The organism is Ferruginibacter sp. (genome assembly GCF_049840995.1).
Lineage (GTDB): Bacteria > Bacteroidota > Bacteroidia > Chitinophagales > Chitinophagaceae > Ferruginibacter.
In genome coordinates this window covers 193,523-215,815 of the sequence record NZ_JASGIP010000003.1, presented here as the reverse complement: position 1 = coordinate 215,815, position 22,293 = coordinate 193,523, and the positions used below count along the sequence as shown (strand labels likewise).

Sequence of the window (22,293 nt, the reverse complement as noted above, 5' to 3'; positions counted from 1 at the left end):
TAGTTTATGAAAACCGGAACCCATACATTACTTCCTGCTTACCGCTGTACGCCTTTAGCTTTTAGCTTTTTGCTTTTAGCTTTTTGCTGCTCTCTATACTCCTGCTATACGCCCCGCTATGTGTACAGCCCTTCGGCGCATAACGTTCCTGTATTTGTAAAAAAAGGCGATAGTAAACTGGCCTTCAACTATTCGGCCAATGCGGCCGATAATGCAGTTAAAGACAGTGTGCCGGTAAAGGCCAAAGCACGGGGCTATGATATACAGGCGGCCTATGCGATCACCAATCACTGGGCATTGCAGGCCAATTATTACCACCGTACCGAAAGAAATGCCGGCGATTTTGATGCCGGTACCAGGGACAGCGTGGTGATCAATTACAAACGCCAGCTGACGGAGATAGGGCTGGGGTATTACCGTATGATCGATGATAATAAACAGGTAACACTGCAGGTATTTGCCGGGGTAGGTTTTGGCAAGTTCAGCCTGGATGATAATGGTAAAGACCAGAACCGGGTGTTGCGCAGCCGCTACCACCAGATGCATGTAACCAAGCTGTACCTGCAGCCATCGCTTACGGTGGGCAGTAGTTCTAATTTCTCCGGCTCATTCTCTTCCCGCTTCAGCGTTATATATTTCAGCAAGATCAATACGGATTATACGGCCACCGAACAGGATAATTATAAACTGGACAGCCTGAGCTACAGCCCCCGGGTGTTTTGGGAACCTTCGGTAGTAAATACTTTTGGCTTTAAAAAGCTGCCCGGCCTGAAGCTGGAATTCCAGATAGGGTTTGCATTTTTGGTAAGCCGCCGTTTTGTGGATGCGAGGTCATTCAATTTTTCGGGTGGTTTGTTATTCGATCTTCCAAAGCTTTTTGCTTTAAACCACCATTCATCTAAAAACTAACGGGCGTTATTTTTGTAAGGGCATTTACTGGTAAATTTGCTGTTGGTGAATGGTTCATGGCCTATGGTTCATGGTAGATCATTTGAGATGTTTGCTTTAACTATAAACCATAAATCATAGGCTATGAACCATGAACTATCAACCTCACATCACTTAACGAATACTGCTTAAAAATTTTTATGAGTCTTACACTACATAACAAAGTTAGAATTGTAACAGCTGCCAGTTTATTTGACGGGCACGATGCTGCTATTAATATCATGCGCCGCATCATGCAATCCAAAGGTGCCGAAATCATTCACCTGGGGCATAACCGCAGTGTGCTCGAAATTGTGGAATGCGCCATTGAAGAAGATGTGCAGGGCATTGCCATTACCAGCTACCAGGGCGGCCACGTGGAGTTTTTTAAATACATGAAAGACCTGCTGGAGCAGAACGGTTGCGGGCATATCAAAATATTCGGCGGTGGCGGCGGTACTATTCTGCCTTCGGAAATTGATGAGCTGCATGCCTATGGTATCACCAAAATTTACAGCCCCGATGATGGCAGAAGAATGGGGCTGGAAGGCATGATCGAGGATGTGATCCTCTCCTGTGATTTTGCACTGAATGGTAATGGCGTATACAAAGATGCGATGACGCTGGGCGAAGTGAATGATGTGAGAAAAATAGCCAGGCAGATCACCAATGCAGAGAACGGGGGGGAATTGATAATTAATAATGAACAATTAAAAATTAATAAAACGATACCGGTGTTGGGGATCACGGGTACGGGCGGTGCTGGTAAATCTTCGGTTACGGATGAGATCGTGAGAAGGTACCTGCATAATTATACGGATAAAACGATCGCCGTTATTTCGGTGGATCCCAGCAAGAAAAAAACCGGCGGCGCTTTACTGGGCGACCGTATCCGGATGAATGCTATTTCTTCTCCCCGTGCTTACATGCGCAGCCTTGCTACCAGGGAAAGCGAAAAAGCATTGAGCAAATATGTGCAGGAAGCGATCGATATCTGCAAAGCAGCGGGCTATGATTTTATTATTTTAGAAAGCGCCGGTGTAGGGCAAAGCGATGCCAGCATTCTGGATTACTGCGATGTAAGCATGTACGTGATGACGCCGGAATATGGCGCCGCCTCCCAGCTGGAAAAAATAAATATGCTGGACTACGCCGATGTGGTATGCGTAAACAAATTTGACAAAGCCGGTGCGCTGGATGCTTTGCACGATGTACGCAAACAATACAAACGCAACCATAGTTTATGGACGGCCAAGGATGATGAACTGCCGATTGTAGGCACCATTGCCGCACAGTTCAACGATGCCGGTGTGAATGAGTTGTTTGAAAGGCTGATGGAAAAGATAGCTGCCAAAACAGGCGTGAAATTTCATGGAGAGATTGAGCATCATGCGCATGTACGGGATACCGTTAGCCAGTCTACCATCATTCCGCCCAAGCGGGTAAGGTACCTGGCGGAGATAGCAGAAGCGGTAAGGGAATACAATAGCTGGGCAAACGAACAGGCTGCATTGGCCAGTAAATTATACCAACTGGATGGCGTAATAAAAATGACAGAAGAACAAAAATGAAATTTGCAGTAAAAAGATACAGGCAATGGTTGAATGAATTAAAGAATAATATTCATGTCAGCCGCCTGCAAACGGCCTTGAAGGTAAATACTGATATGTTACTGATGTATTGGTATATCGGTAAGCAATTGGCAGAAAAAATAGATAACGAAGGATGGGGGGCAAGGGTGATTGCGCAGGTATCAGCAGATCTGCAGAAAGAGTTCCCGGAAATAAAAGGTTTTTCTGCAAGAAACCTGTTGTACATGAAACAATTTGCCGTGGAATATCCCGAATTGCTAATTACGCAACAGCCTGTTGCGTTAATTAAAAAAAAGGGAAAAAATCAAATTGCGCAACAGCCTGTTGCGCAATTTGGAAAAATCAGCTATTTTTTATCAAACCCTTTGCTGGCGGGCATTCCATGGGGGCACCATGTGTATCTTATAGATAAGATAACGGATAGGGATGAACGCTATTGGTACATCAATAAAACTATCGAAAATAACTGGAGCCGTGCTGTATTGCAATACCAGGTAGAAACAGACCTGTACAAACGCCAGCATAAAACAAAAAAAGCTTCTAATTTCCATTTAACACTGCCTAAGCCACAGGCCGACCTTGCCAACCAGGTATTAAAAGACCCTTATATTTTTGCTGCCATGCAATTAGGAGAAAATATTACAGAGAGAGAACTGGAAATGGAACTGGTAAAGCACCTGCAGGAATTTGTAATGGAACTGGGTGCCGGCTTTGCTTTTGTAGGGCGCCAGTATAAATTACCCGCCGGAAGAAAAGACTATTATATCGACCTGATTTTTTACCATCTTACGCTGCGTTGTTATGTGGTAATAGAATTAAAGATGGATGAGTTTGTAATGGAGCATGCAGGCAAAATGAATGGCTATCTGAATATTGTAAATAAACACTTGCGGCAGCCGCACGATAATCCTTCTATCGGCATTATACTGTGTGGCGCTAAAGATAATGTGGAAGTGGATTACGCACTTACTAATATCAATCACCCCATTGGCGTAAGCGAATACAGCTTTAGCAAATCGCTACCCAAAAACCTGAAAGATAAATTGCCTTCGGTAAAGCAACTGCAAACTGAAGTAAACAGTTTTTTAAAAAAGATACACACTGTTAAAAAGAAAAAATAACTGATTCATTATATGCTTACAGAACAGCTTAAAAAAAAGTACGAGGAAATAAAAGAGCAGCTGCATCCCACCACCAAAAAATTGCTGGAGCAATGGGCGCAATTGCAACAACAGTACGAGGGCGATTTTTTTGAATTTGATGTAAGGGGTAAAAAGATAAGGCAAGACCTTACATACACATCGCTGAGTGGTACCAAGATACACAAGGTGTACCTGCCTAAGTACAAAGACTGGGGCGATATTTTAAAATGGCAGCTGCAGGAAAATGTACCGGGCGAATTTCCTTATACCGCCGGTGTGTTTCCTTTAAAAAGAGAAGGAGAAGATCCCACGAGGATGTTTGCCGGTGAGGGCGGTCCGGAAAGAACGAACAAACGTTTTCACTATGTTAGTTTAGGGCAGCCTGCCAAGCGTTTGTCTACCGCGTTTGACAGTGTTACTTTATACGGCGAAGACCCCGACCACCGCCCGGATATTTACGGCAAGGTGGGCAACAGCGGTGTAAGCATAGCCACCGTGGATGATGCCAAAAAACTGTACAGCGGTTTTGATCTCTGCGATGCTAAAACTTCGGTGAGCATGACCATTAACGGCCCTGCACCTATACTGCTGGCTTTTTTTATGAATGCCGCTATTGACCAGCAATGCGAAAAATACATCCTGGAAAATAATTTAAGAGATGCGGTTAATAAAGCCATTGAAGCCAGGTACCAGGTAGAAAGCCTGCCCAAATATATTGGCATTGATGGCAAGGAAATTGTTCCGGCCAAAGGTAGCTTACAGGGAGCCTTACCCGAAGGTAACGATGGGCTGGGCCTGCGTTTGCTGGGCCTGAGCGGCGCCGATGTATTGCCTGCGGAAGTGTATGCACAGATAAAAGCAAAAGCATTATCTACCGTAAGGGGCACGGTGCAGGCCGATATTTTAAAAGAAGACCAGGCACAGAACACCTGCATTTTTTCCACTGAATTTGCATTAAAGCTGATGGGGGATGTGCAGGAATATTTTATTACCAACAAGGTGCAGAATTTTTATAGTGTCAGCATCAGTGGTTATCATATTGCCGAGGCAGGCGCCAACCCGATCACACAGCTGGCTTTTACGCTGGCCAATGGTTTTACTTACGTGGAGTATTATTTAAGCCGCGGCATGCACATCGATGATTTTGCGCCCAATCTTTCTTTCTTTTTCAGCAATGGGATGGACCCTGAGTACAGCGTTATCGGCCGTGTGGCCCGCCGCATCTGGGCCAAGGCCATGAAGCATAAATACAAGGGCAACGACCGTTCGCAGAAATTGAAATACCATATTCAAACCAGCGGCAGAAGTTTGCATGCGCAGGAAATTGATTTTAATGATATCCGCACCACGCTGCAGGCCCTGTATGCCATTTACGATAACTGCAACAGCCTGCACACAAATGCTTATGATGAAGCGATCACCACGCCTACCGAAGAGAGTGTGCGCCGTGCCATGGCCATACAGCTTATCATCAACCGCGAGCTGGGCACTGCCAAGAATGAGAACCCGAACCAGGGCTCGTTTTTAATTGAAGAGCTGACCGACCTGGTGGAAGATGCCGTGCTGAACGAGTTCAACCGTATTACCGATCGCGGCGGTGTGCTGGGTGCTATGGAAAGAATGTACCAGCGCAACAAGATACAGGAAGAAAGCTTGTATTACGAAACGCTGAAACATACCGGTGAATATCCTATTGTGGGGGTGAATACTTTCCTCAACAAAAATGGATCACCCACTATTTTACCTACCGAAGTGATCCGCAGTACCACCAGCGAAAAAGAGTTCCAGATAAAAACACTGCAGGCTTTCCAGGCAAGGCATGCTGAAAAAAGCGCCGCCATGCTGAAACAATTACAGCAGGTGGCGGTGCAGAATGGTAATCTTTTTGCGGAGCTGATGGAAACTGTTCAATACTGTTCGCTGGGGCAGATCACGAATGCGCTGTATGCGGTGGGTGGGCAGTACAGGAGGAATATGTGATCAACTGCCTTCGGCAGAAAAGTTTGGCCACGGATTACACGGATTAACACGGATGGAAACACCAAGGCATAGAACCACGAAGACACGGGGAGACAAAGGAGCACAAAGATTTATTTCTGTCGATAATGGAGTGTTTCAAAAAAATATTGATGTAGCAAATTATCCATCAAGGAACAAATGCTGAAGCTACAGTAGCACAAAAGCTTAATCAGGGAACCAGCCGCCGAAGGGGATGTAATCCTTCGGCGGGGCCTTTTTTTAGTTCTTTTTTGGGCAAGCAAAAAAGAACATACTTCAATAAAAAGATTGCTGCAAACAAGCATATAACCCTCAACCAAAAAGAATTCAACTAAAAGCGTAACAGCATAAACGCTACTGCTAATTCTGCACTATTTATTCAACAGCCTTGCATTTTAGCACCTAAACAGCTATCTTATATGCCTGCTTCACAACCCCTACCGCATGAAGGCATAGTTCCCTGCATTATTTTTTACACCAAAAACCATGTACATGAAACAAGTAATTTTTATTGCCTTAGTGGCAATACTGCTGGCTGGCTGCAACAACAGCAGCGACAGCAAAACCGCTTCGGGCGACAGCGCCAAAAATGCCGAAGCAAAAATGGCGGCCAAAGATGCACACCTGGACCTGCCTTACAAGCTCGATCACCCCTATGCCGAATGGCAACCCGGCGATGAACAGCATGCCGCCACGGTAATGAAATCATTAAAAGCATTTGAGAACGGCGATATCAATACCTGCATGATGGGCTTTGGCGACAGCGTACGGGTAGGCTTTGATAATTTCCAGGCCAAACTAAGCAAAGACAGCCTGAAGGCTTCGTTTACCGTGCAAAGGGCCTTGTTTAACAGCATTACCATTAAAATGGAAGATTGGGAATCGGTGATATCGGCCGATAAAAAAGAAGAATGGGTGACCCTGTGGTACAAAGAATATAATACCGATAAAAAAGGCATGACCGACTCGCTGGGCGTGGTGGATGATTGTAAGATGGTGAATGGCAAGATCGTGGTGCTGGACGAAAAGACGCAGAAGCTGGGACCTCCGAAGAAGTGAGTGGTGAGTGTGCGGGTCGGGACGTTCCAAACGGCCTGAACCGTTTGTGCAGCCTGCAGTGTGTTGTGAGACGTGAGTATGGATCGGGACGCTTCCCGCCTGGGTCGGGACAGGTTGACGGCCTGAACCGTGTGTACAGCCTGCTGTTTGTCGTGAGACGTGAGTCGTGAATCGTGAGTATGGGTCGGGACGTCCAGCCTTAGGCAGGACGGCCTGAACCATGCGGGTAAGCTGTTGCAATATGCAGTGTATGCGTTGGTGTTATTTATAAGTACAAGGCACTGTTTAACATAATATTTTATCGGCTTCGAACGGCGATAGTACGGGGTAAGTACGGGGATAGTACGGGTATGCTACCGGTTTGGTACGGAGTTGCTACCGGGATGCTATAGGGATGGTACAGCGATGCTACGGAGATGGCATAGGTATGCTGCGGAGTTGCAGCGACGATACTACGGGTATGCCACAGTATAGTGGCAGTATAAGTACAGTATAACTACAGTATAGTATTTTGCCGGGTAGGGCAACTGTACCAACTTAAGCCCATTTCGGTTTATGATCGAATCCTGTACGCTGTATGTACGCTTCATCTACGCTGTAAACACGCCTGATATACGCTTGAAGTACGCTTCATCTGTTAAGGATATACGAAGCATCTACGGTTAATATACGCCTGGTGTATGATTGTGCACCGATTGGAGAACCACAAAGCCACGGGGGCACGAAGGAACACGAAGATTTGTTCCCGTCAATATTAAAAAGGTCTTTTTGGAAAATAATACTGTGGCAAAATATACATCAGGGAACAAATGCACAGTTTACAGTAGTACCAAAGCCCAATCAAGGAACCAACCGGCAAGGGGGATGTAATCCCTTGCCGGGGCCTTTTTTTGGTTCTTTTTTGGGCAAGCAAAAAAGAACAATGCTTCGATAAAAAAGCCGTAACAATAAAATATAAAAGCGGGCATAAGCAAAGATGTGTACGCCATTGGCGACACTCAGTGCAGAGATGGCGGCGGAAAAGCCTAAACCTTTTTTCAAACTCTTTTCAACTTGTTGCCTTCACCTCCACTGCCGGTGGGGCAGCGTGATTGCCTTTGGTGCTGCTTTTGACCCTTTCGAAAAAATTAGCTGCGCATTTTTTCGAATCTAGCCTTAGGCTAGACCGGCCCAAAAGAGGCACCACGGCAACCACTGGAGGAAGATCGAAGAAAGAATGCCAGCTTTTTTATTTCTTTTGTAACAATATTAAAACAGCTGCATATTATGGTGCTGCTTCTCACCAAAGATCAAGGAACAAAAGCTGAAGTCACAGTAGCACCAAAGCTACATCAAGGAACCAACCGGAAAATGGGCTGTTATCGTTTTCCGGGGCCCTTTTTTGGTTCTTTTTTGGGCAAGCAAAAAAGAACAATACTCCAATAAAGAAGCTGTAACAATAAAATATAAAACCCACCACTCAAACCCAAAAAATACCCAACAAACAAACTAGCTTTGAAAAAAAACAACCGATGCTCCCCATCACATCCATCCACCACACAGCCCTCATCTGCAGCAACTACACCGTATCCAAAAAATTTTATACCGAAGTACTCGGCCTCAGCATTATAAGAGAAGTATACCGCAAAGAAAGAGACTCCTGGAAACTAGACCTGGCGCTCAACGGCCACTATGTTATTGAACTGTTCTCTTTTCCCAACCCGCCTGCAAGGCCCAGCCGCCCCGAAGCCTGCGGCCTGCGCCATATTGCCTTTGCCGTAACTGATATTGCAGCTACAGTGGCCGCTTTGCAGCTACACGGTGTTATTGCCGAACCGGTACGGGTGGATGAATTTACCGGCAAACAGTTTACGTTTATAAGTGATCCGGATGGGTTGCCGGTGGAGTTTTATGAGGGGTAGAATGATATAATAAATTTAAATGAGTAGCATAATAATATCTCACTCAGCCTGATCTTAGATTACTCTTCATAAAGTTGTAAAGTAGGTCTAGTGTATTTTACTTCATTATTTGTATCTATTATTAACTTGAAACAAATCTCTTCAAGGCTTGGAAACAAAAAAAACTCTAATAGAAAAGGAACAACCGGATTTAAAGTTGAGTGTAATATATGATATTCGGTTTCTTTATTGTGTACGATAGAATTTCTTATCTGATAAATTAATTTGCAGTAAAAATCTTGCACATTGCCATTTGTTGATGCTGTCGCGTTTGTATAAGAAATTGTTAATTTAGATAAAAAAGTATCAATATTTGCTGCATTAAAATTGGCTCTAGTAGATAAGGAGTTCCATAATGCTTGAATTGATTGCTTAAAAGTTTGAGTCCCAGATTTGACGAGAGGAAAAACAATTTTTATAAAACCTTCTAATGCGGCATTTTCATTTTTATCCACTCTTGAATATAGGTTTTTAAAATTTCTAATGGAAAACATATTGCCTCCAGTAGCATTCATTAAACCTACAATGGGAATTTTATACATGAAATTTTCTATTACATGATACAATCTTAAATATTTATTTAGAATATCTTTTTCGTAATTATATTCACTCAAAATATTTATTAAGTCTAAGAATTGTGGATATGAGTTACTTAAATGCATAGAACTCCTTCCTATGATTTGTGGATTTCTTGTTATTTCGAAAGGAGTATGTATTGTTTTTCCATCACATACGGCACTTAACTTTAAGAGCGAAATTATTTTCTTTAAGTCTTTTTTATGAGAATTATGTATCAAGATATATTGCTCGTTTAAAAGAGGGGCTTTACCGCCCAATTTAGATAAAATATATAACAGAATAGGCGCCTGCTTATCAGGAATTTCATCAATAAAATTTTGAAATTCAAGAATTTCTTGATTGGAATTTTGTTGTAAACAAAAAATCATAGTTGAACTTCTGATTGTAGAGCTATAAAATAAATAATTAAATGGTTTGATTTTATCAGCGATTGGGATTAGTGAATAATTTGCGGGGTTTATACTTCTGTTATTAATAAGACTTGCAGTTCTCTTACAAATAATAATAGATTTTTTTAATTGATTTAATCTCAAATTAGGAAAGGTTGGAAATTCATCATAAAAAGCCACAATTCTATCGTTTAAGGTGTCAAAATCTTCAAATATTTCTCCTGCATCTCTGTGTCTTTTTAGTTCGATTAAGAAATCCTGTAATGGATCTACTAATGTCACAAAAGAATCTTGCTGATCTTTATTTAAGCCATTGTAATAAACAATACTTGGCCTGCTATCAACTATGTTTTTTAATAGCCCAATGAGTATATCATAAAAAATTTGAAATCTGTTCATGGGATCATTTGTTAAAATAATTTTTCCAATTTATAACCTTCACTCTTTGTGATAAGACATCATACATAGCATTGAATACTGATCTTTTATTAACATTTCCAATGTTAATCTTACTTAGTTCAAGATTATTTCTTTCTTTTTCATATTCCCCAAGATTAAATAATTTGTTGTTTTGTTTAATCAGATTTTCAAAAGTTTGTAATGTTTTTAATGGACTAATTTTCTGCTCTTGTGAATATTTTCCTAAAGCTGCAAATAAGCCGTCGAGTGCTGTTTCCCTACCGACCCAACGTATTCCATCAATTTCATAGTTCCTTTGAAGGTATTTATCTAACATCAATAAAAATTTAATAAATTCGATAAAGAAATCGTAAGTGAAAAATTCCTTGTACTCATTGATATCTAATTCTTTGGTTTGGATATCTTTTATTAAATCTGTATTTGTAGTTACAGGCTCTCCTATTTTAAAGGATATGATGGAAGTTATTAGATGGGAAAAATGGAATTCGCCAAAAACTCTATTTTTGCTATAAGAAATAGAGCTAGTTTCCTTTTCACGAATAAGCTTGAAGTCATCTAATTTTATTTTTTTAAAAATTGGGAGTAGATTCCTAAAAAGTAGTTCTAATTGATGTTTTATTTTGACAGGTTTATGTCCTGCATTTAAAACAAGCATTTTTTCAACTTCTTGCTCTGGATTTAAATCTGTCCAAATTTCAAACCATTGAAAATTGTCTCTGATAGCAAGTTTTTAAATCTGTGGTTCTATGCTTTTGATGAAAATCTATTAAATAACTAAGAACTTTTGATGAGGAGTTTATGTTATATAGTTTATCCGAAAATTTTTTTGATAATTGCAAGCGATTTAATTTAATAAAATTTTTATCTTCTTTTAATAGTTTTTCAAAAAATTGTATTGTGTCCCAAATTATTTTTAGTCGATAAGTTCTTTGTAACCCATCAAGAATTTTAAAAGCAGAAATTTCTAAATTTGACTTTTGAACTTTATAATTATTCTTTTCAATTACTAAGACGATAGGAGGGATGTGTCTAAAATTTAATACTGTATCAACTAACGAATCTAAATATATATTTGAAACAATTTCTCTTTGTATATCATAATTTTTATAATCTTCAGGCAAATTTGTTATAAAATCGAAAAGAGAAATTTTGCATAAATAGCAATTGTTCTCAGCTTCATTTCTTTTATCTAAAATCTCAGCATTCATATAAAAGGAGTTAAAATTGTGAATTAATATAGATTATTCTTCTTCTTCCTCTGGATTTTCAATAGCATCTTCTGGTATATCAAATAGACCTTCCAAAAATTGCTTATTTACTTTGTATGGAATCTTTTCGTCGTGCAGAATTTCAGGGAAGCTTATAGCAAAACCTATAGCTGGTATTCCGGGATGGCCACCAAAACCTAGAGGGTCTAGAACATAAATTAGTAATAGGGCATTTTTCGACCCTCTATATTTTCTAATATATTTTCCTGCAGGAAAACTTGGTGTGTTATGAGATTTACTTTCTTTAATGGTTGCCTCTTTTGCGTCTAAAAAACGTTGATCCACTTCATCCATATCTAAATATTCATGTGGAGGGCTAATGATATGCGAATTTCTTATTAAGTATTTGTTCGGGTCAGAAATTAGATTTCCTAAAGCATCTTTTTCTTCAACTTCTTTACGAAAAGTATATCCGATATCAAAATTAGTATGTGACGTTTTTAAGGGGTAAGAGTCTTTGGAAATAGAATTATGTATTAAAACCACAGTCCAATTATTTAAATTTCCATTTTTCAACTGTTGTCCAATATAACCTCTTAAAAAATCCGGATGAATATTACGCTGACTTGTTTTGTAATCTGTAATAAAATTGTCAAGAAGGTTGTATTTCACATTTTGCCAAATAAAACTCTGACGTTGACGAATTAGACCTGAGGAAGGACCAAGGATTTCAATAAAATTGTGTAAAGCACGTAAGTTGTTATTTAGCAAGTCAATTGATTTTGACAGTATATAAGTTTCTTGAAGATCACCCGAAAAACTTAAACTGAGATCTGTAGCCCCTTTAATTTTAGCCGCTGAAGAAATCATTAACATGCCAGGCGCAGACCTTACCTTCAAGCCGAAATTTTGAGGGGTTCTGTCCGCAAGATCCATTATGTCAAATTGTTCCTTTAATTCGTCTGTTGCATTTGCGATATATTGATACCAAGTAACCAATTCTTCTGTAGTAAACAATCGACATACATCTACATATCCAGGTCGATATCCAAACCATCGGCCCATTTGTAATAAGGTATCATAAAAGCGAGTCGCTCTCAAAAAATAACTAATTGATAAGCCTTCTAATGTTAAACCCCTAGATAGCTTATTGCCGCCAACAGCTATCACGAAAAGTCCATTTTTATAATCTTTATAATTTAAAGGAGCATTGTTTTTATATTCTAAACCTTTTTTTGCACCATGAACTGCCCTAATTTCTATTTTTTCAGAGGCTTGCGTTAGATAGAATTGTATTTCTACCCAGTCGTGCTCAATTATTTGAGAATCCTCATATCCTATCTGATTAACTATTGCAGTCGTTCTTGGTTTAAATTGCTTCTCCCATGTTGTCTTTAAATCCAGTAGAATTTCATTATTTTCTTCTTTTATTTGCTTTTTTAATTCTGTAGAAAAATCATTTACTAATAGTGCTATTCTGTCTAGCCACTGAACATACCAGGAGGCATGGATTAACATTGAGTTGTGTTCTTTTTGCTGGCCTCTAGCAAATCTTATGGCGCATACGATAAAAAAACACTTAATTGCCTCTTTTAAACTTGGAGGGATACTTGTTGGAAGTTTGTCATTTTTTTTATGTCCCTTTGGTATATATGCTTCATAGTCATTGATAATATTTATCATTGGCATATCTCCATTAACATAATCTTCAGTTATTTTTAATTTTGTGTCAAAGACTTTTGAATAGCCAATATAATTTGAGGGCGGAGGGATATTAATAATAAAATCCCTTGGAAATAAGTCTTCTCCAAGACGAAATTTTTTTTTGTCAATTATAATTTCACTTCCCTTTGTTTCATTGTAATCTGAGATAAATACATTTGCAAAAGGGGTAGCTGTATATCCAATGAAAGCACTCTGTTCAAATAAAGCAAGAGTAGCTCGAATGCTACCATTGATTTTTGATACAAAATCATTATCTACATTGAGCGAAGCATAGTCAGCCTCATCGTCTATTACTAATAATGGCCTATTTTTAATAATCTTATAGTCGCCATCATTTTCACCTCTGGCATGCAACCAGTTCAATAGAGTCTTTAATACTGCAGGGTTCTTCTTTATTACAATCGCATAATAATCATTTGTGTTAATTGGTAAATTGGGAAGATTGGATTTTCTTAGATCACCGGCTTCTCCAGCTCGTGTGATTGGGTGGACAGGAAGTTTTTTAGGTGTCCGATAGTGTTCTACCCCTATTGGACTGCCAACATCTTCGTTGTTAAGATCGGATATCGCACCAATAAATCCCTCATCAATTCTTTCTTGTGTTTGTTGGCGTAAATTTTCATAAAGTCCAGTAAGTATTATAATTATTCTAAAACCTAAATCGGCAGCCTTGTTTATTAACCCGATGTAATTACTTGTTTTGCCTGATTGTACATCGCCTACTATCATACCTCTTTTATCCCAACTTCCATTTTTTGATGGATCCCCAATCCGACCGAGAATATCGTCAGTTAAAGTATCGAGTTGCTTCACTGTTGTACTAGCAAAATTTTTTTTATCTAAATATATTTTATAAGCTCTCCAAAAGTGCCAAGGTAGCTTGTCTCTTTTTTCTTCAATCCAGCTTTTGTCTATTGCTACCATTTCAAAGATTTGGTAATCCTTGTTTGTTACTGAATTTTTACCTTGAAGAGTAATTTCAAATGCAATTCGATTTAATAATTGATTAATCGTTTCTTTATCATAAAAAGCTTCTACTCCAGCGATAGAAGCATTGATTGCTTTTTTTATGTCTATATCCGCTAATTCATCATGGTCTAAGAAATTTTGTGCATTTACCATTGCAATTGACTTGATCCTCTCACGTTTTCGAATTTCAGATGCAATTTCTTCAAGTTCGTTTTTTATTTCAATGGGAGGATTGCCCTCAGAGGCCTCGCGTAATAATACTTTTGCCTCATCAAAGTGATCTAGGTTTAGAGCAAAATGAATCGCACTTTGATATAATAAGGATTTAGAAGGTTCTAGTTCATGATTTTTAATTAAAATTCTTGCTGCAGCTTTTTCATAATTTAAAGCCCTTTGAATAAATTTCCAGAAATTAAAATATTCGCCTCTTCTTTTTGCGAAGAATGCCATTTCGGCTAAGTCCATAGCTTCATCGTGCCATATAGTTACTTTATTGATGCTCATCTGAACCCAGTAATAGATTTGGGGTTACTAAATTCTATAATCACTGCGCACGCAGGAATGGCTAAATGATCAGATATTTCAGTTTGTTTTAATTTTTGATTTAATCGTGTTTTAATTTCATTATCTGTTCCTTTTAAATCTCCACTAACTTCTAATCTTAATTTATTTTGAAATGGATATTCTTCAGATTCTTCTCCAAGCCAGTAATCAAATCCTGTCCCTTTCCATGATCTTTTAATTTTCCAGCCAGTTTGGTGATGCATTATAGCTAATGCGATACCCATGGCTCCAAATTGTGTTGCCTCCTCTAAATCACCAAAACTATTTATTGCTAATTCATTTACTTCAAGACAAGTTAAACTATAGGTTTCGGAAATATATCCCTCTACTGGAAAATCTACAGGTATAGAATGATTTTGTGATTGTAGACATATTGAAGCAGCTTCAGCAAGAAAACCTCCATTTCGGGGCGACAATCCAGTTGTAACTCCATCTTCTAGAATATTTAAGTTTAGTTGTTTCATCTTCTCTTTGCGTTAAATACACAGATTCCTAATAATTGAAGTCATTACAGGGGGGCAAACGCCATTACCCATGAGCTTAACTTTCTCTCTCCTCGTGATATTATCAATATTGAGATTATAATTTTGTTCAAATCCCATTGCTAATTTCAATTCTTCCGGTTGTAACATCCGCATTTTGTGCCCCCTACTAGATGGCTTAACTAACGCAAACCTATCTAATGTAGTAATAGTTCTTAGCGGATCCTCAATGCTTTGCCAACCGTCACCTGTACCGTAATAAACCATAATAAATGGCTCTTTTTTTCCTAGTGAATTAATAGCATTTTCGGCTCTAATTAGGGTGTTTTCTGCCCTTCCTTTTTTATATAAGGGAGTGAATTTGTAAGTATTAGACCAATCAATAATGGTTGAAGCAGCATTTAGTTCTTTACTTTCGTCTTTGCTATCTACAGTAGCTTCTCCAGATAATGAACAAAGTAAAAACAATCGCTTTCTTGATTGAGCCACTCCAAAATCTGATGCATTTAATTCAATCTCTTTTACATAATAATTTAGCCCCCATAATTCTTCTAAAAGTTTAGCATGGCCACTCCAAGATTGCATTTCTACTACATTCTCAATAACAATGCTTTTAGGCTTAAAAACTTTGGCATATCGTGTGACTTGAAAAGCAGTTTCTTTACTCTCCTCATTTCTTTCTCTCGCTCCTTTCGCTAATGAATGATTTGTGCATTCAGGAGAGGCTAGTATTAAGTCAATATTTCCGATCTCCTTTTTTACTGTTTCGGGATCAAGGTTTCGTAAATCGCCTTCAAATGCTTTCGCTTCAGGGAAGTTTGTTTGATATGCTCTTATCGCAGTACTCCATAAATCAAACCCTGCAACAATATCTGCACCGGCAATTCTTGCCCCGAAACTGCTGCCACCAGCCCCACAGAACAAATCGATTGTTTTTATCTTCTTATGGACATCTTTATTTTTCATAAATTTTCTCACCCAGAGTTTTTGCTTTTTGAGTTTTTGGTATATACCAAGCATTCATAGTTTTATCCCATTGTCTAACTATTAAAAATTGTTCCCAAGAAAATCTATACAATGATTCTAGGTTAAAATCATCATCAAGTAGAACTAATAGGATATATTCAAATAATGGATTGTCATTATTTTCCGGATCAGGATATATAGTTCCCGATTTGCTTCCATCCTTTATAGTTTTTATTGAATATCGGTGTCCTTTTCTTGAAAGTGCATCTACTGTTTTTGTACCAGTCGGGGCTCTTTGCAAATTGTCTAAGCCGGGAGTACTGTTGAAGTAATTTATTGATACAGTTTCGCCAATTTCACCAGCAGAAAATTTTATTTTTCTTTTTTTGAATTCTTTTTCTATCTGAATTCTTAATGAAATAATATCATCATCTGAGATACTTTTAAAATCGATATTAAAAGCATCTTTGATTGCAGGTTTTTTCAATTATTATTTGGTTTAGGTTTATTAGTCTATGCCAGTGAAAAAAACTTCAAATTTGACCTCAAGCGCACGGATTATTTTTTCCAAGTTCACTATGGAGATATTCCTCTTACCATTTTCAACTTCATTTAAATAAGTTTTGTCTACTTCTGCTTTAAAAGAAAGTTTCTCTTGTGTAAGTTTTAATTCTTGCCGTAATTCCTTAATACGTTTTCCTATCCTGATACGTATATCCATGAATGCAAGCTATTTTTAATTCGACTATAAGTCAATCGGATATAAGTGAACTTTTGACTCGTTAAATGAAATGAGAGAGAATTAATTTATAATTATGTGTGATCTTCGAATTTTTTAAACTGCATTCCCAAATCTCAATTACTTTCCAACCACTATCCTTCAATGCTTTCACAGCCTTTTCATCATTCGCCTTATTGGTATTAATCTTATTCATCCACCATTCCGTCCTGGTTTGCGGCACTTTAAAATATTTACAGCCCTCATGCCCATGCCAGAAACAGCCATGCACAAAAATCACCGTTTTATACTTTGGCAAAACAATATCCGGCTTACCCGGCAGTTTTTTATCATGCAGCCGGTAACGAAACCCCTGTGCATGCAAAAACCTACGCACCAGCATTTCCGGTTTGGTATCCTTGCCTTTTATGCGGCTCATATTATAGCTGCGCTGTGCGGGAGTATGTACGTCTGTCATAAGTAAGGGACTACAAATTTACCAATGTCCCGCAGAATTCGCAGAAGACGCAGAAAGAAAACCAGTAAAGGGAGCCACAAAGACACAAAGACCCGAAGGCACACATAGATGTTGCAATACGTTTTCGCCCACTGCCAGCCCACTATATGCCCGCTAAAAGCCCACTCCAATCCCAGTCAGGTCCCACTATACTACCACTTCATTCCCACTCCACCAGCACCAGCTTACCGGCAGCTAACCGTCAGCTAACGGCCAGCCTCCCACTGCACTATCACTATCTCTTCGGGATACGCTGTTGCTTCGGCATCGGTTGCCTGATTATAACGCCACATTCATCCTTAACTTTGAATCATGATAACTTTAACCAACGCATTCATCACTGCACGCATTTCCCCCCGCGGTGCCGAAATCCAAAGCCTCAGCAGCAAAGAAACCGGTATAGAATATATGTGGAGCGGCGACGCACAATATTGGGGCAAACACAGCCCGGTACTGTTTCCCATAGTGGGCGGATTGAAAGATGATACTTATTACTACCAAGGCAAGGCCTACAAACTGCCGCGGCACGGCTTTGCGAGGGAAAGGGAATTTGCAGTAACACAGATCAGTGCAACCGAAGCGGTGTTTACACTCACCAATGATGCACAAACAGCAGCCGTATATCCGTTTGCATTTGAACTGCAGCTGCGCTACCGCCTGCAGAATGCCACGCTGTATTGCAGTTACGAAGTGTACAACCCCGGCGATACCGAGCTGCTTTTTTCGGTAGGCGGACACCCGGCATTTGCGGTACCGTATAAAGGCAACAGCAGCTACAGCGACCACTACCTGCGCTTTAATGTAACGGAACCATTGCAACGCTGGAAACTGGAGAACGGCCTGGTGGCTAACCATGCCGAGCCTTTGGAGACCGATGATAATATTTTACCACTGCATGCGGCCTTGTTTTACGAAGATGCCATTGTATTGAAACATATCCGCAGCAACAGCATCAGCCTGGGCTGCACTAAAAATGCGCATGGGCTGCATTTTAGTTTTGAAGACTTTCCGTTCTTCGGCATCTGGGCGGCTAAGGATGCACCGTTTGTATGCCTGGAACCCTGGTGCGGCATTGCGGACAGCGTGGATACCGATCAGCAATTGATCAACAAAGAAGGGATGAACAGGCTGGAGGCGAGAGGAAGGTGGAGGAGGGAGTGGGGGGTGGAAGCGTGGTGAGTTATGAATGATAAATTATGAATTATGAGTGATGTTGAATGTGCGAATGGCGAATGTTCGAGGTTGAAAGTTCAAAATTCAAAATTCAAAATTCAAAAATTCGAAGTTCAAAGTTACTGCAGTTCTTCGCAGTAGAAGCCGGCGTTGAGGAGGAGGCTTTCCACTTCGGGGCCGGTGATGTGGCGGCTAACAATGCGGAGGATATTATCGCAGTCGTCCAGGTCCACATTCCATTGTATGATATGGGGATGTACTTCCAGCAGGGATTCTATTTCGGTGATGCGCCTGCTGTCGGTGATGTTGGTTTTAAATACCAGTATCTCCACTGCTTTGGCACCTGTGGCAGGTGTGGTAATGGCGGGCTGTGTTATTTCAAATGCATTCATTGGTTCATCAGTATTGGTGTGATATAATTCGATCAGCGTTATTGAATGTAGCTACTCTTTGGAGAGTAAGATATAACTGCAGCCATTCAATTAATGCATTTTTTGAGTGAGCTGCAGTTTACCCGGAGTGAATCAGCAAATACGGGGCCTAATCTGCCTTGATGGCTTCCTCTTCGGTATCTTTCTTATCGAATCTACCCCATCGGCCCCCGCAGCGGTTCTTCCATTCAGCTTTAAATTTTTCCCTTTCGTCGGGTGTCATATTATCCCAGCGCTGTTTCATTTTTTCTTTCCATGCCCTGCTGCCCCTCCAGCCTCCGCGGCCATGAAAGCCGCCAAACAATATCTTGCTTAATACCAGTATGCCCAGGGCCTGTGCAAAGCTGATGGTCTTGATGGCAGGTATTGCCAGTACCAGCACATTGTTCCACAAGCTCATTACTATAAATCCAAACAATAATACTGCGGCTGTTACGCATACCAGTATCATTAATACTTTTTTAAACCAAAACTTTTTCATCTTTTTATTTTTTAAAGGGGATTACACGAATTCAAACGAATTACACGAATTTTTTTGATCCGTTAGGTCGTTTAGTTGTTGTAATCCTCTGCATTTTTTAATTTTTTTTATTACACTAATTGGGACGAATTCGTGTTATCTGTTTTCTGTTTTTTAATTCGTGTAATTCGTCTTAATTCGTGTTATCTGTCTTTATTATTTTTTTGTTCCGTTGATCAAACTCATCATTACCAGTAATACCAGGTTCAGTTCGTTTGTGTTTATGGTGTAGTTCATGGTGATTCTTTTTTTATTACACTAATTAATACGAATTACACTAATTCTTTCTGATTGCTATGTCTTCTAATTCGTGTAATTCGTTTCAATTCGTGTAATTAATAGTTTAATAATTCGTCTTTTAATACCGCCAGCCGGCTCCGTAAATGCAATACCGCATATCTTTTGCGGCTGATGAGTGTGGCCACACTTTCGCCGGTTGCCGCTGCCATATCTTTAAATGCCACGCCTTCTATTTCGTTCTGTATAAATACTTCCCGTTGTTCGGCAGGCAGTTCATCCAGCGCTGCTTTCAATTCTTCCCAAAACAAATTCCGCAGGTAATCGGTCTCGGGCGTGTTGTCGTTGCTGAACATTACTTCCTTCCAGTCAAAACTATCTTCTTCCGATTCTGCTGCACCCTGCAATACATCATCGGCCAGGGGCAATTTCTTTTTCCGGTAATTATCGGTGATCTTGTTGCGGGCCACCCGGTACAGCCAGGCGGTGGTTTGTTCTATCGGTTCGGGATTGCCGGCAAACTGGTAAAAAACATCCTGCAGTATGTCTTCCGCATCCTCGGTGCTGGCCACTCGCTGCTTAATAAAACCAAACAGCCGCTTGCTCATTGCCTTGATGGTATTGGTGATATTTCTGTTGCGTTCAGCAGCCATTGGTATCGCTATGGTCATTCCCTCTTTCATTGTATAGTAATGATGACGGACAACCGTTGAGAATGTTTTAAAAAAATTAATTTTTAAGGTACAATTTTTTAAAATGAGTAGCTTTTTTATTGCAGCCTGTAAAATAGAGGGTGTAAAGTTATTGATAATGAAGCAATTGAACGGGTAGTAGCATTTCTACCCTTTTTTCAACCTACTGCTATTTACCGGCAGGGAGGAGGCCAATATATTTGCAGTATAATTTTTTGAGACCGGTAGAAATCATTAATCCCTTTGAAAACAAGTACCCGATCGATCAATTCCCCTTGAAAACAAAAAACAATTCCATGAAAGACCCCGAAAGCACCGGGGTTTTTTTATTGGGTTGAGGCGAAGGCTTGTAGTACCAGTACTACTTTTTTTTAAAACCTTATCCTATCAGTGAATTTGAAAAGCCGGCATATATTTGCAGTGTTAAGTTTTTTGATACCCGATCCTGTTCTGGCAAAACTTATAATCCCTTTGAAAACAAACAGTCTCAAATTTACCCTTTGAAGACGAAGTACCATTCCAATGAAAAACCCCGCATCCGGGGTTTTTTTTATTTGCTGGTCCCGCCTGGGGCGGGATTGCTTTTTTTAATATCGTTTTATCTTCATCTTGATTTGATCATTCCTTCCAGGTCGATGTCGCCATCATATTTTACGGTGCCTGCGGCATAGATACCTTCTATGAATTTTCTCATTTCGGCCACGGTGCTGAACTGTTGCGTGGTAATATCTTCGGATAATAATTTTACGCTGAGCTGGCTGCCGGTCAATCCTGCTTCGCCAAATAAATATTTTTTGCTGCCGGCGCTGTACAGGCTGATGAGTTTACGATCGCCCAGTTTGGTGAACCATGCTTCGTAATGATCGGTCTCGTAACCGCCGCTGCCATCGGGCACCACTGTTTTAAGATCGTATTTGAGCGGGGTGGCTTTGGTAAATACCAGCTCGGTGGAATCGTCGGGAAAGTCGGCCTTGTGCCAGGTGCCCAGCAGTATGTTATCGATCTTTACAGCGGGTTTGTCATCTATGCCCACGTCCGATTTATAAGGGCATCCCCACAGTACCACTACTGCGGTTATAAGGGCCAGGGCGGCGGTAATTTTTTTCATGTTGTTGTTTAGCCAAATATAAAAACAGGGGGCAGCCGGCGGCATACCCTCGGGCGGGTATTTATTTAAAAAATACCGCTGGTTTTTCAAATAATCTTTTTACTTTCACTTTGTGTTTAAGCAAATGGCCGGTTAAAAGATATAATCCTTAACACGGCGAACGGTATCACCCCTGGTAACCCCCTCAGCAGCTTTGCGTAGTACTGGTACTACATGTTTTCAATTCCCGTATCTATAAAATGAATTCTTACAGCGGTTTACATTTGTAATATGTTTTAGTTATTAAATAGTCCAATATCCAGTGTGCACGTCTCTGAAACCACTTTTTGCACTCAAACCACATTAACCTCCTGATCAGCATTATTGAAAGGCTCCTGCAAAGGGGCTTTTCTTTTTGTAGCCGGTTTACTACAAACACTACCGCCAAATTCTATAAACTGCGTTGGAGCATGTTTTTAATTTTGTGTGGTAAATCCAGGAAAAAAATATTAATCCAATCCTACGAAAAGCTGTGGAATTGATCTGGCTCCACAAGAAGTTTAATCAGTTCCTTTGAAAACCCCTGTCATCTGCCGGGGTTTTTTTGCCCGTCCAAAGGACTCCTTCGGAGCTGATGACGCGGAAAGCGCAGAGGGAGTTTCACGCAAAGGAAGCAAAGGGCGCAAAGAAAGAAAAGGCAGTAAAAATTTATTCCTTTGAAAACTTATACATTGATTGATCTTTTTAGTTATCCCGTCTTTATAAAAAACACTTTCTTGTATCAGCGCTACAGGTTTTTACTACAGCATGCTGTTTACAGGCGCATCAAGCCTGCCTGGTTTTGTATCAGCATTCCCGAATCACCAGAAGATATTGTAAAATATTCCTTTGAAAACCACGGTCGCAATATCCGCTTAACCGTTCTATAAATACACTAATCAGCAGTTTTTTTTAGGAT

General features: G+C 40.0%; 21 protein-coding genes. 7 read left to right on the top strand and 14 right to left on the bottom strand.

Annotation, left to right across the window (positions count from 1 at the left end):
• The first annotated feature begins 6 nt into the window (after positions 1-6).
• From QM738_RS02530 to QM738_RS02510, 5 genes are all read left to right on the top strand, one after another.
• A complete protein-coding gene (locus QM738_RS02530) occupies positions 7-909 on the top strand; it encodes a hypothetical protein (RefSeq protein ID WP_462275108.1) in 903 nt (300 codons plus the stop codon).
• Positions 910-1,088: 179 nt separating this feature from the next.
• Positions 1,089-2,498, top strand: a complete 1,410-nt coding sequence (locus QM738_RS02525; RefSeq protein WP_462275107.1) for a cobalamin-dependent protein — start codon at positions 1,089-1,091, stop codon at positions 2,496-2,498.
• Positions 2,495-3,640, top strand: a complete 1,146-nt coding sequence (locus tag QM738_RS02520) for a PDDEXK nuclease domain-containing protein (RefSeq protein WP_462275106.1) — start codon at positions 2,495-2,497, stop codon at positions 3,638-3,640. The genes QM738_RS02525 and QM738_RS02520 overlap by 4 nt, the downstream gene beginning before the upstream one ends.
• Positions 3,641-3,721: 81 nt before the next feature.
• Entirely contained in the window at positions 3,722-5,641 is a 1,920-nt protein-coding gene (locus QM738_RS02515) for a methylmalonyl-CoA mutase family protein (RefSeq protein WP_462276693.1), read from the top strand.
• A 510-nt stretch (positions 5,642-6,151) separates the two neighbouring features.
• The gene (locus tag QM738_RS02510; protein WP_462275105.1) at positions 6,152-6,718 is read left to right on the top strand and encodes a hypothetical protein; all 567 of its coding nucleotides are present in this window, start codon (positions 6,152-6,154) and stop codon (positions 6,716-6,718) included.
• Between the two features lie 840 nt (positions 6,719-7,558).
• On the opposite strand, the gene QM738_RS02505 is transcribed toward QM738_RS02510, so the two are convergent.
• Complete coding sequence (locus tag QM738_RS02505; protein WP_462275104.1) at positions 7,559-7,759, bottom strand: hypothetical protein; 201 nt, start codon at positions 7,757-7,759, stop codon at positions 7,559-7,561.
• Between the two features lie 470 nt (positions 7,760-8,229).
• Between QM738_RS02505 and gloA2 the strand changes: the two genes are divergently transcribed.
• Positions 8,230-8,619, top strand: a complete 390-nt coding sequence (gene gloA2 / locus QM738_RS02500; RefSeq protein WP_462275103.1) for an SMU1112c/YaeR family gloxylase I-like metalloprotein — start codon at positions 8,230-8,232, stop codon at positions 8,617-8,619.
• Positions 8,620-8,678: 59 nt separating this feature from the next.
• Here the strand turns inward: gloA2 and QM738_RS02495 are convergent, their stop codons facing one another.
• The 9 genes from QM738_RS02495 to QM738_RS02455 form a co-directional block, all read right to left on the bottom strand.
• On the bottom strand, positions 8,679-10,025 hold the full coding sequence (locus QM738_RS02495) for a hypothetical protein (RefSeq protein ID WP_462275102.1): 1,347 nt from the start codon (positions 10,023-10,025) through the stop codon (positions 8,679-8,681).
• Positions 10,026-10,029: 4 nt separating this feature from the next.
• On the bottom strand, positions 10,030-10,701 hold the full coding sequence (locus tag QM738_RS02490; protein ID WP_462275101.1) for a hypothetical protein: 672 nt from the start codon (positions 10,699-10,701) through the stop codon (positions 10,030-10,032).
• A gap of 40 nt (positions 10,702-10,741) precedes the next feature.
• Entirely contained in the window at positions 10,742-11,254 is a 513-nt protein-coding gene (locus QM738_RS02485) for a hypothetical protein (protein ID WP_462275100.1), read from the bottom strand.
• 33 nt (positions 11,255-11,287) lie between these two features.
• A complete protein-coding gene (locus QM738_RS02480) occupies positions 11,288-14,452 on the bottom strand; it encodes a Z1 domain-containing protein (protein WP_462275099.1) in 3,165 nt (1,054 codons plus the stop codon).
• Positions 14,449-14,976: a hypothetical protein gene (locus tag QM738_RS02475; protein WP_462275098.1), complete on the bottom strand. Its 528-nt coding sequence runs from the start codon at positions 14,974-14,976 to the stop codon at positions 14,449-14,451. The genes QM738_RS02480 and QM738_RS02475 overlap by 4 nt, the downstream gene beginning before the upstream one ends.
• A gap of 12 nt (positions 14,977-14,988) precedes the next feature.
• On the bottom strand, positions 14,989-15,960 hold the full coding sequence (locus tag QM738_RS02470) for a DNA cytosine methyltransferase (protein ID WP_462275097.1): 972 nt from the start codon (positions 15,958-15,960) through the stop codon (positions 14,989-14,991).
• Positions 15,950-16,447, bottom strand: coding sequence for a hypothetical protein (locus QM738_RS02465; protein ID WP_462275096.1), 498 nt, complete (start codon positions 16,445-16,447; stop codon positions 15,950-15,952). Before QM738_RS02465 ends, QM738_RS02470 begins: the two co-directional genes overlap by 11 nt.
• A 21-nt stretch (positions 16,448-16,468) precedes the next feature.
• Positions 16,469-16,681 carry a helix-turn-helix domain-containing protein gene (locus QM738_RS02460; RefSeq protein ID WP_462275095.1) on the bottom strand — a complete coding sequence of 71 codons (213 nt, stop codon included), beginning with the start codon at positions 16,679-16,681 and terminating at the stop codon, positions 16,469-16,471.
• A gap of 61 nt (positions 16,682-16,742) precedes the next feature.
• Entirely contained in the window at positions 16,743-17,156 is a 414-nt protein-coding gene (locus QM738_RS02455; protein WP_462275094.1) for a very short patch repair endonuclease, read from the bottom strand.
• A gap of 351 nt (positions 17,157-17,507) precedes the next feature.
• Here QM738_RS02455 and QM738_RS02450 point away from each other — a divergent pair, with 351 nt between their 5' ends.
• The gene (locus QM738_RS02450) at positions 17,508-18,374 is read left to right on the top strand and encodes an aldose 1-epimerase family protein (protein ID WP_462275093.1); all 867 of its coding nucleotides are present in this window, start codon (positions 17,508-17,510) and stop codon (positions 18,372-18,374) included.
• Between the two features lie 113 nt (positions 18,375-18,487).
• Here QM738_RS02450 and QM738_RS02445 read toward each other — a convergent pair whose 3' ends face one another.
• From QM738_RS02445 to QM738_RS02430, 4 genes are all read right to left on the bottom strand, one after another.
• Entirely contained in the window at positions 18,488-18,760 is a 273-nt protein-coding gene (locus QM738_RS02445) for a hypothetical protein (RefSeq protein WP_462275092.1), read from the bottom strand.
• 148 nt (positions 18,761-18,908) lie between these two features.
• A complete protein-coding gene (locus tag QM738_RS02440; RefSeq protein ID WP_462275091.1) occupies positions 18,909-19,280 on the bottom strand; it encodes a hypothetical protein in 372 nt (123 codons plus the stop codon).
• A 374-nt stretch (positions 19,281-19,654) separates the two neighbouring features.
• The gene (locus QM738_RS02435) at positions 19,655-20,239 is read right to left on the bottom strand and encodes an RNA polymerase sigma factor (RefSeq protein ID WP_462275090.1); all 585 of its coding nucleotides are present in this window, start codon (positions 20,237-20,239) and stop codon (positions 19,655-19,657) included.
• Positions 20,240-20,852: 613 nt separating this feature from the next.
• The gene (locus QM738_RS02430) at positions 20,853-21,356 is read right to left on the bottom strand and encodes a hypothetical protein (RefSeq protein WP_462275089.1); all 504 of its coding nucleotides are present in this window, start codon (positions 21,354-21,356) and stop codon (positions 20,853-20,855) included.
• Positions 21,357-22,293 lie beyond the last annotated feature (937 nt).

Bases quoted from the DNA above. Each gene is read 5' to 3' on its own strand.
- QM738_RS02530 (WP_462275108.1), top strand. From the start codon at position 7: ATGAAAACCGGAACCCATACATTACTTCCTGCTTACCGCTGTACGCCT.
- QM738_RS02525 (WP_462275107.1), top strand. From the start codon at position 1,089: ATGAGTCTTACACTACATAACAAAGTTAGAATTGTAACAGCTGCCAGT.
- QM738_RS02520 (WP_462275106.1), top strand. From the start codon at position 2,495: ATGAAATTTGCAGTAAAAAGATACAGGCAATGGTTGAATGAATTAAAG.
- QM738_RS02510 (WP_462275105.1), top strand. From the start codon at position 6,152: ATGAAACAAGTAATTTTTATTGCCTTAGTGGCAATACTGCTGGCTGGC.
- gloA2 (WP_462275103.1), top strand. From the start codon at position 8,230: ATGCTCCCCATCACATCCATCCACCACACAGCCCTCATCTGCAGCAAC.
- QM738_RS02495 (WP_462275102.1), bottom strand. From the start codon at position 10,025: ATGAACAGATTTCAAATTTTTTATGATATACTCATTGGGCTATTAAAA.
- QM738_RS02490 (WP_462275101.1), bottom strand. From the start codon at position 10,701: ATGCTTGTTTTAAATGCAGGACATAAACCTGTCAAAATAAAACATCAA.
- QM738_RS02485 (WP_462275100.1), bottom strand. From the start codon at position 11,254: ATGAATGCTGAGATTTTAGATAAAAGAAATGAAGCTGAGAACAATTGC.
- QM738_RS02480 (WP_462275099.1), bottom strand. From the start codon at position 14,452: ATGAGCATCAATAAAGTAACTATATGGCACGATGAAGCTATGGACTTA.
- QM738_RS02475 (WP_462275098.1), bottom strand. From the start codon at position 14,976: ATGAAACAACTAAACTTAAATATTCTAGAAGATGGAGTTACAACTGGA.
- QM738_RS02470 (WP_462275097.1), bottom strand. From the start codon at position 15,960: ATGAAAAATAAAGATGTCCATAAGAAGATAAAAACAATCGATTTGTTC.
- QM738_RS02460 (WP_462275095.1), bottom strand. From the start codon at position 16,681: ATGGATATACGTATCAGGATAGGAAAACGTATTAAGGAATTACGGCAA.
- QM738_RS02455 (WP_462275094.1), bottom strand. From the start codon at position 17,156: ATGACAGACGTACATACTCCCGCACAGCGCAGCTATAATATGAGCCGC.
- QM738_RS02450 (WP_462275093.1), top strand. From the start codon at position 17,508: ATGATAACTTTAACCAACGCATTCATCACTGCACGCATTTCCCCCCGC.
- QM738_RS02445 (WP_462275092.1), bottom strand. From the start codon at position 18,760: ATGAATGCATTTGAAATAACACAGCCCGCCATTACCACACCTGCCACA.
- QM738_RS02440 (WP_462275091.1), bottom strand. From the start codon at position 19,280: ATGAAAAAGTTTTGGTTTAAAAAAGTATTAATGATACTGGTATGCGTA.
- QM738_RS02435 (WP_462275090.1), bottom strand. From the start codon at position 20,239: ATGAAAGAGGGAATGACCATAGCGATACCAATGGCTGCTGAACGCAAC.
- QM738_RS02430 (WP_462275089.1), bottom strand. From the start codon at position 21,356: ATGAAAAAAATTACCGCCGCCCTGGCCCTTATAACCGCAGTAGTGGTA.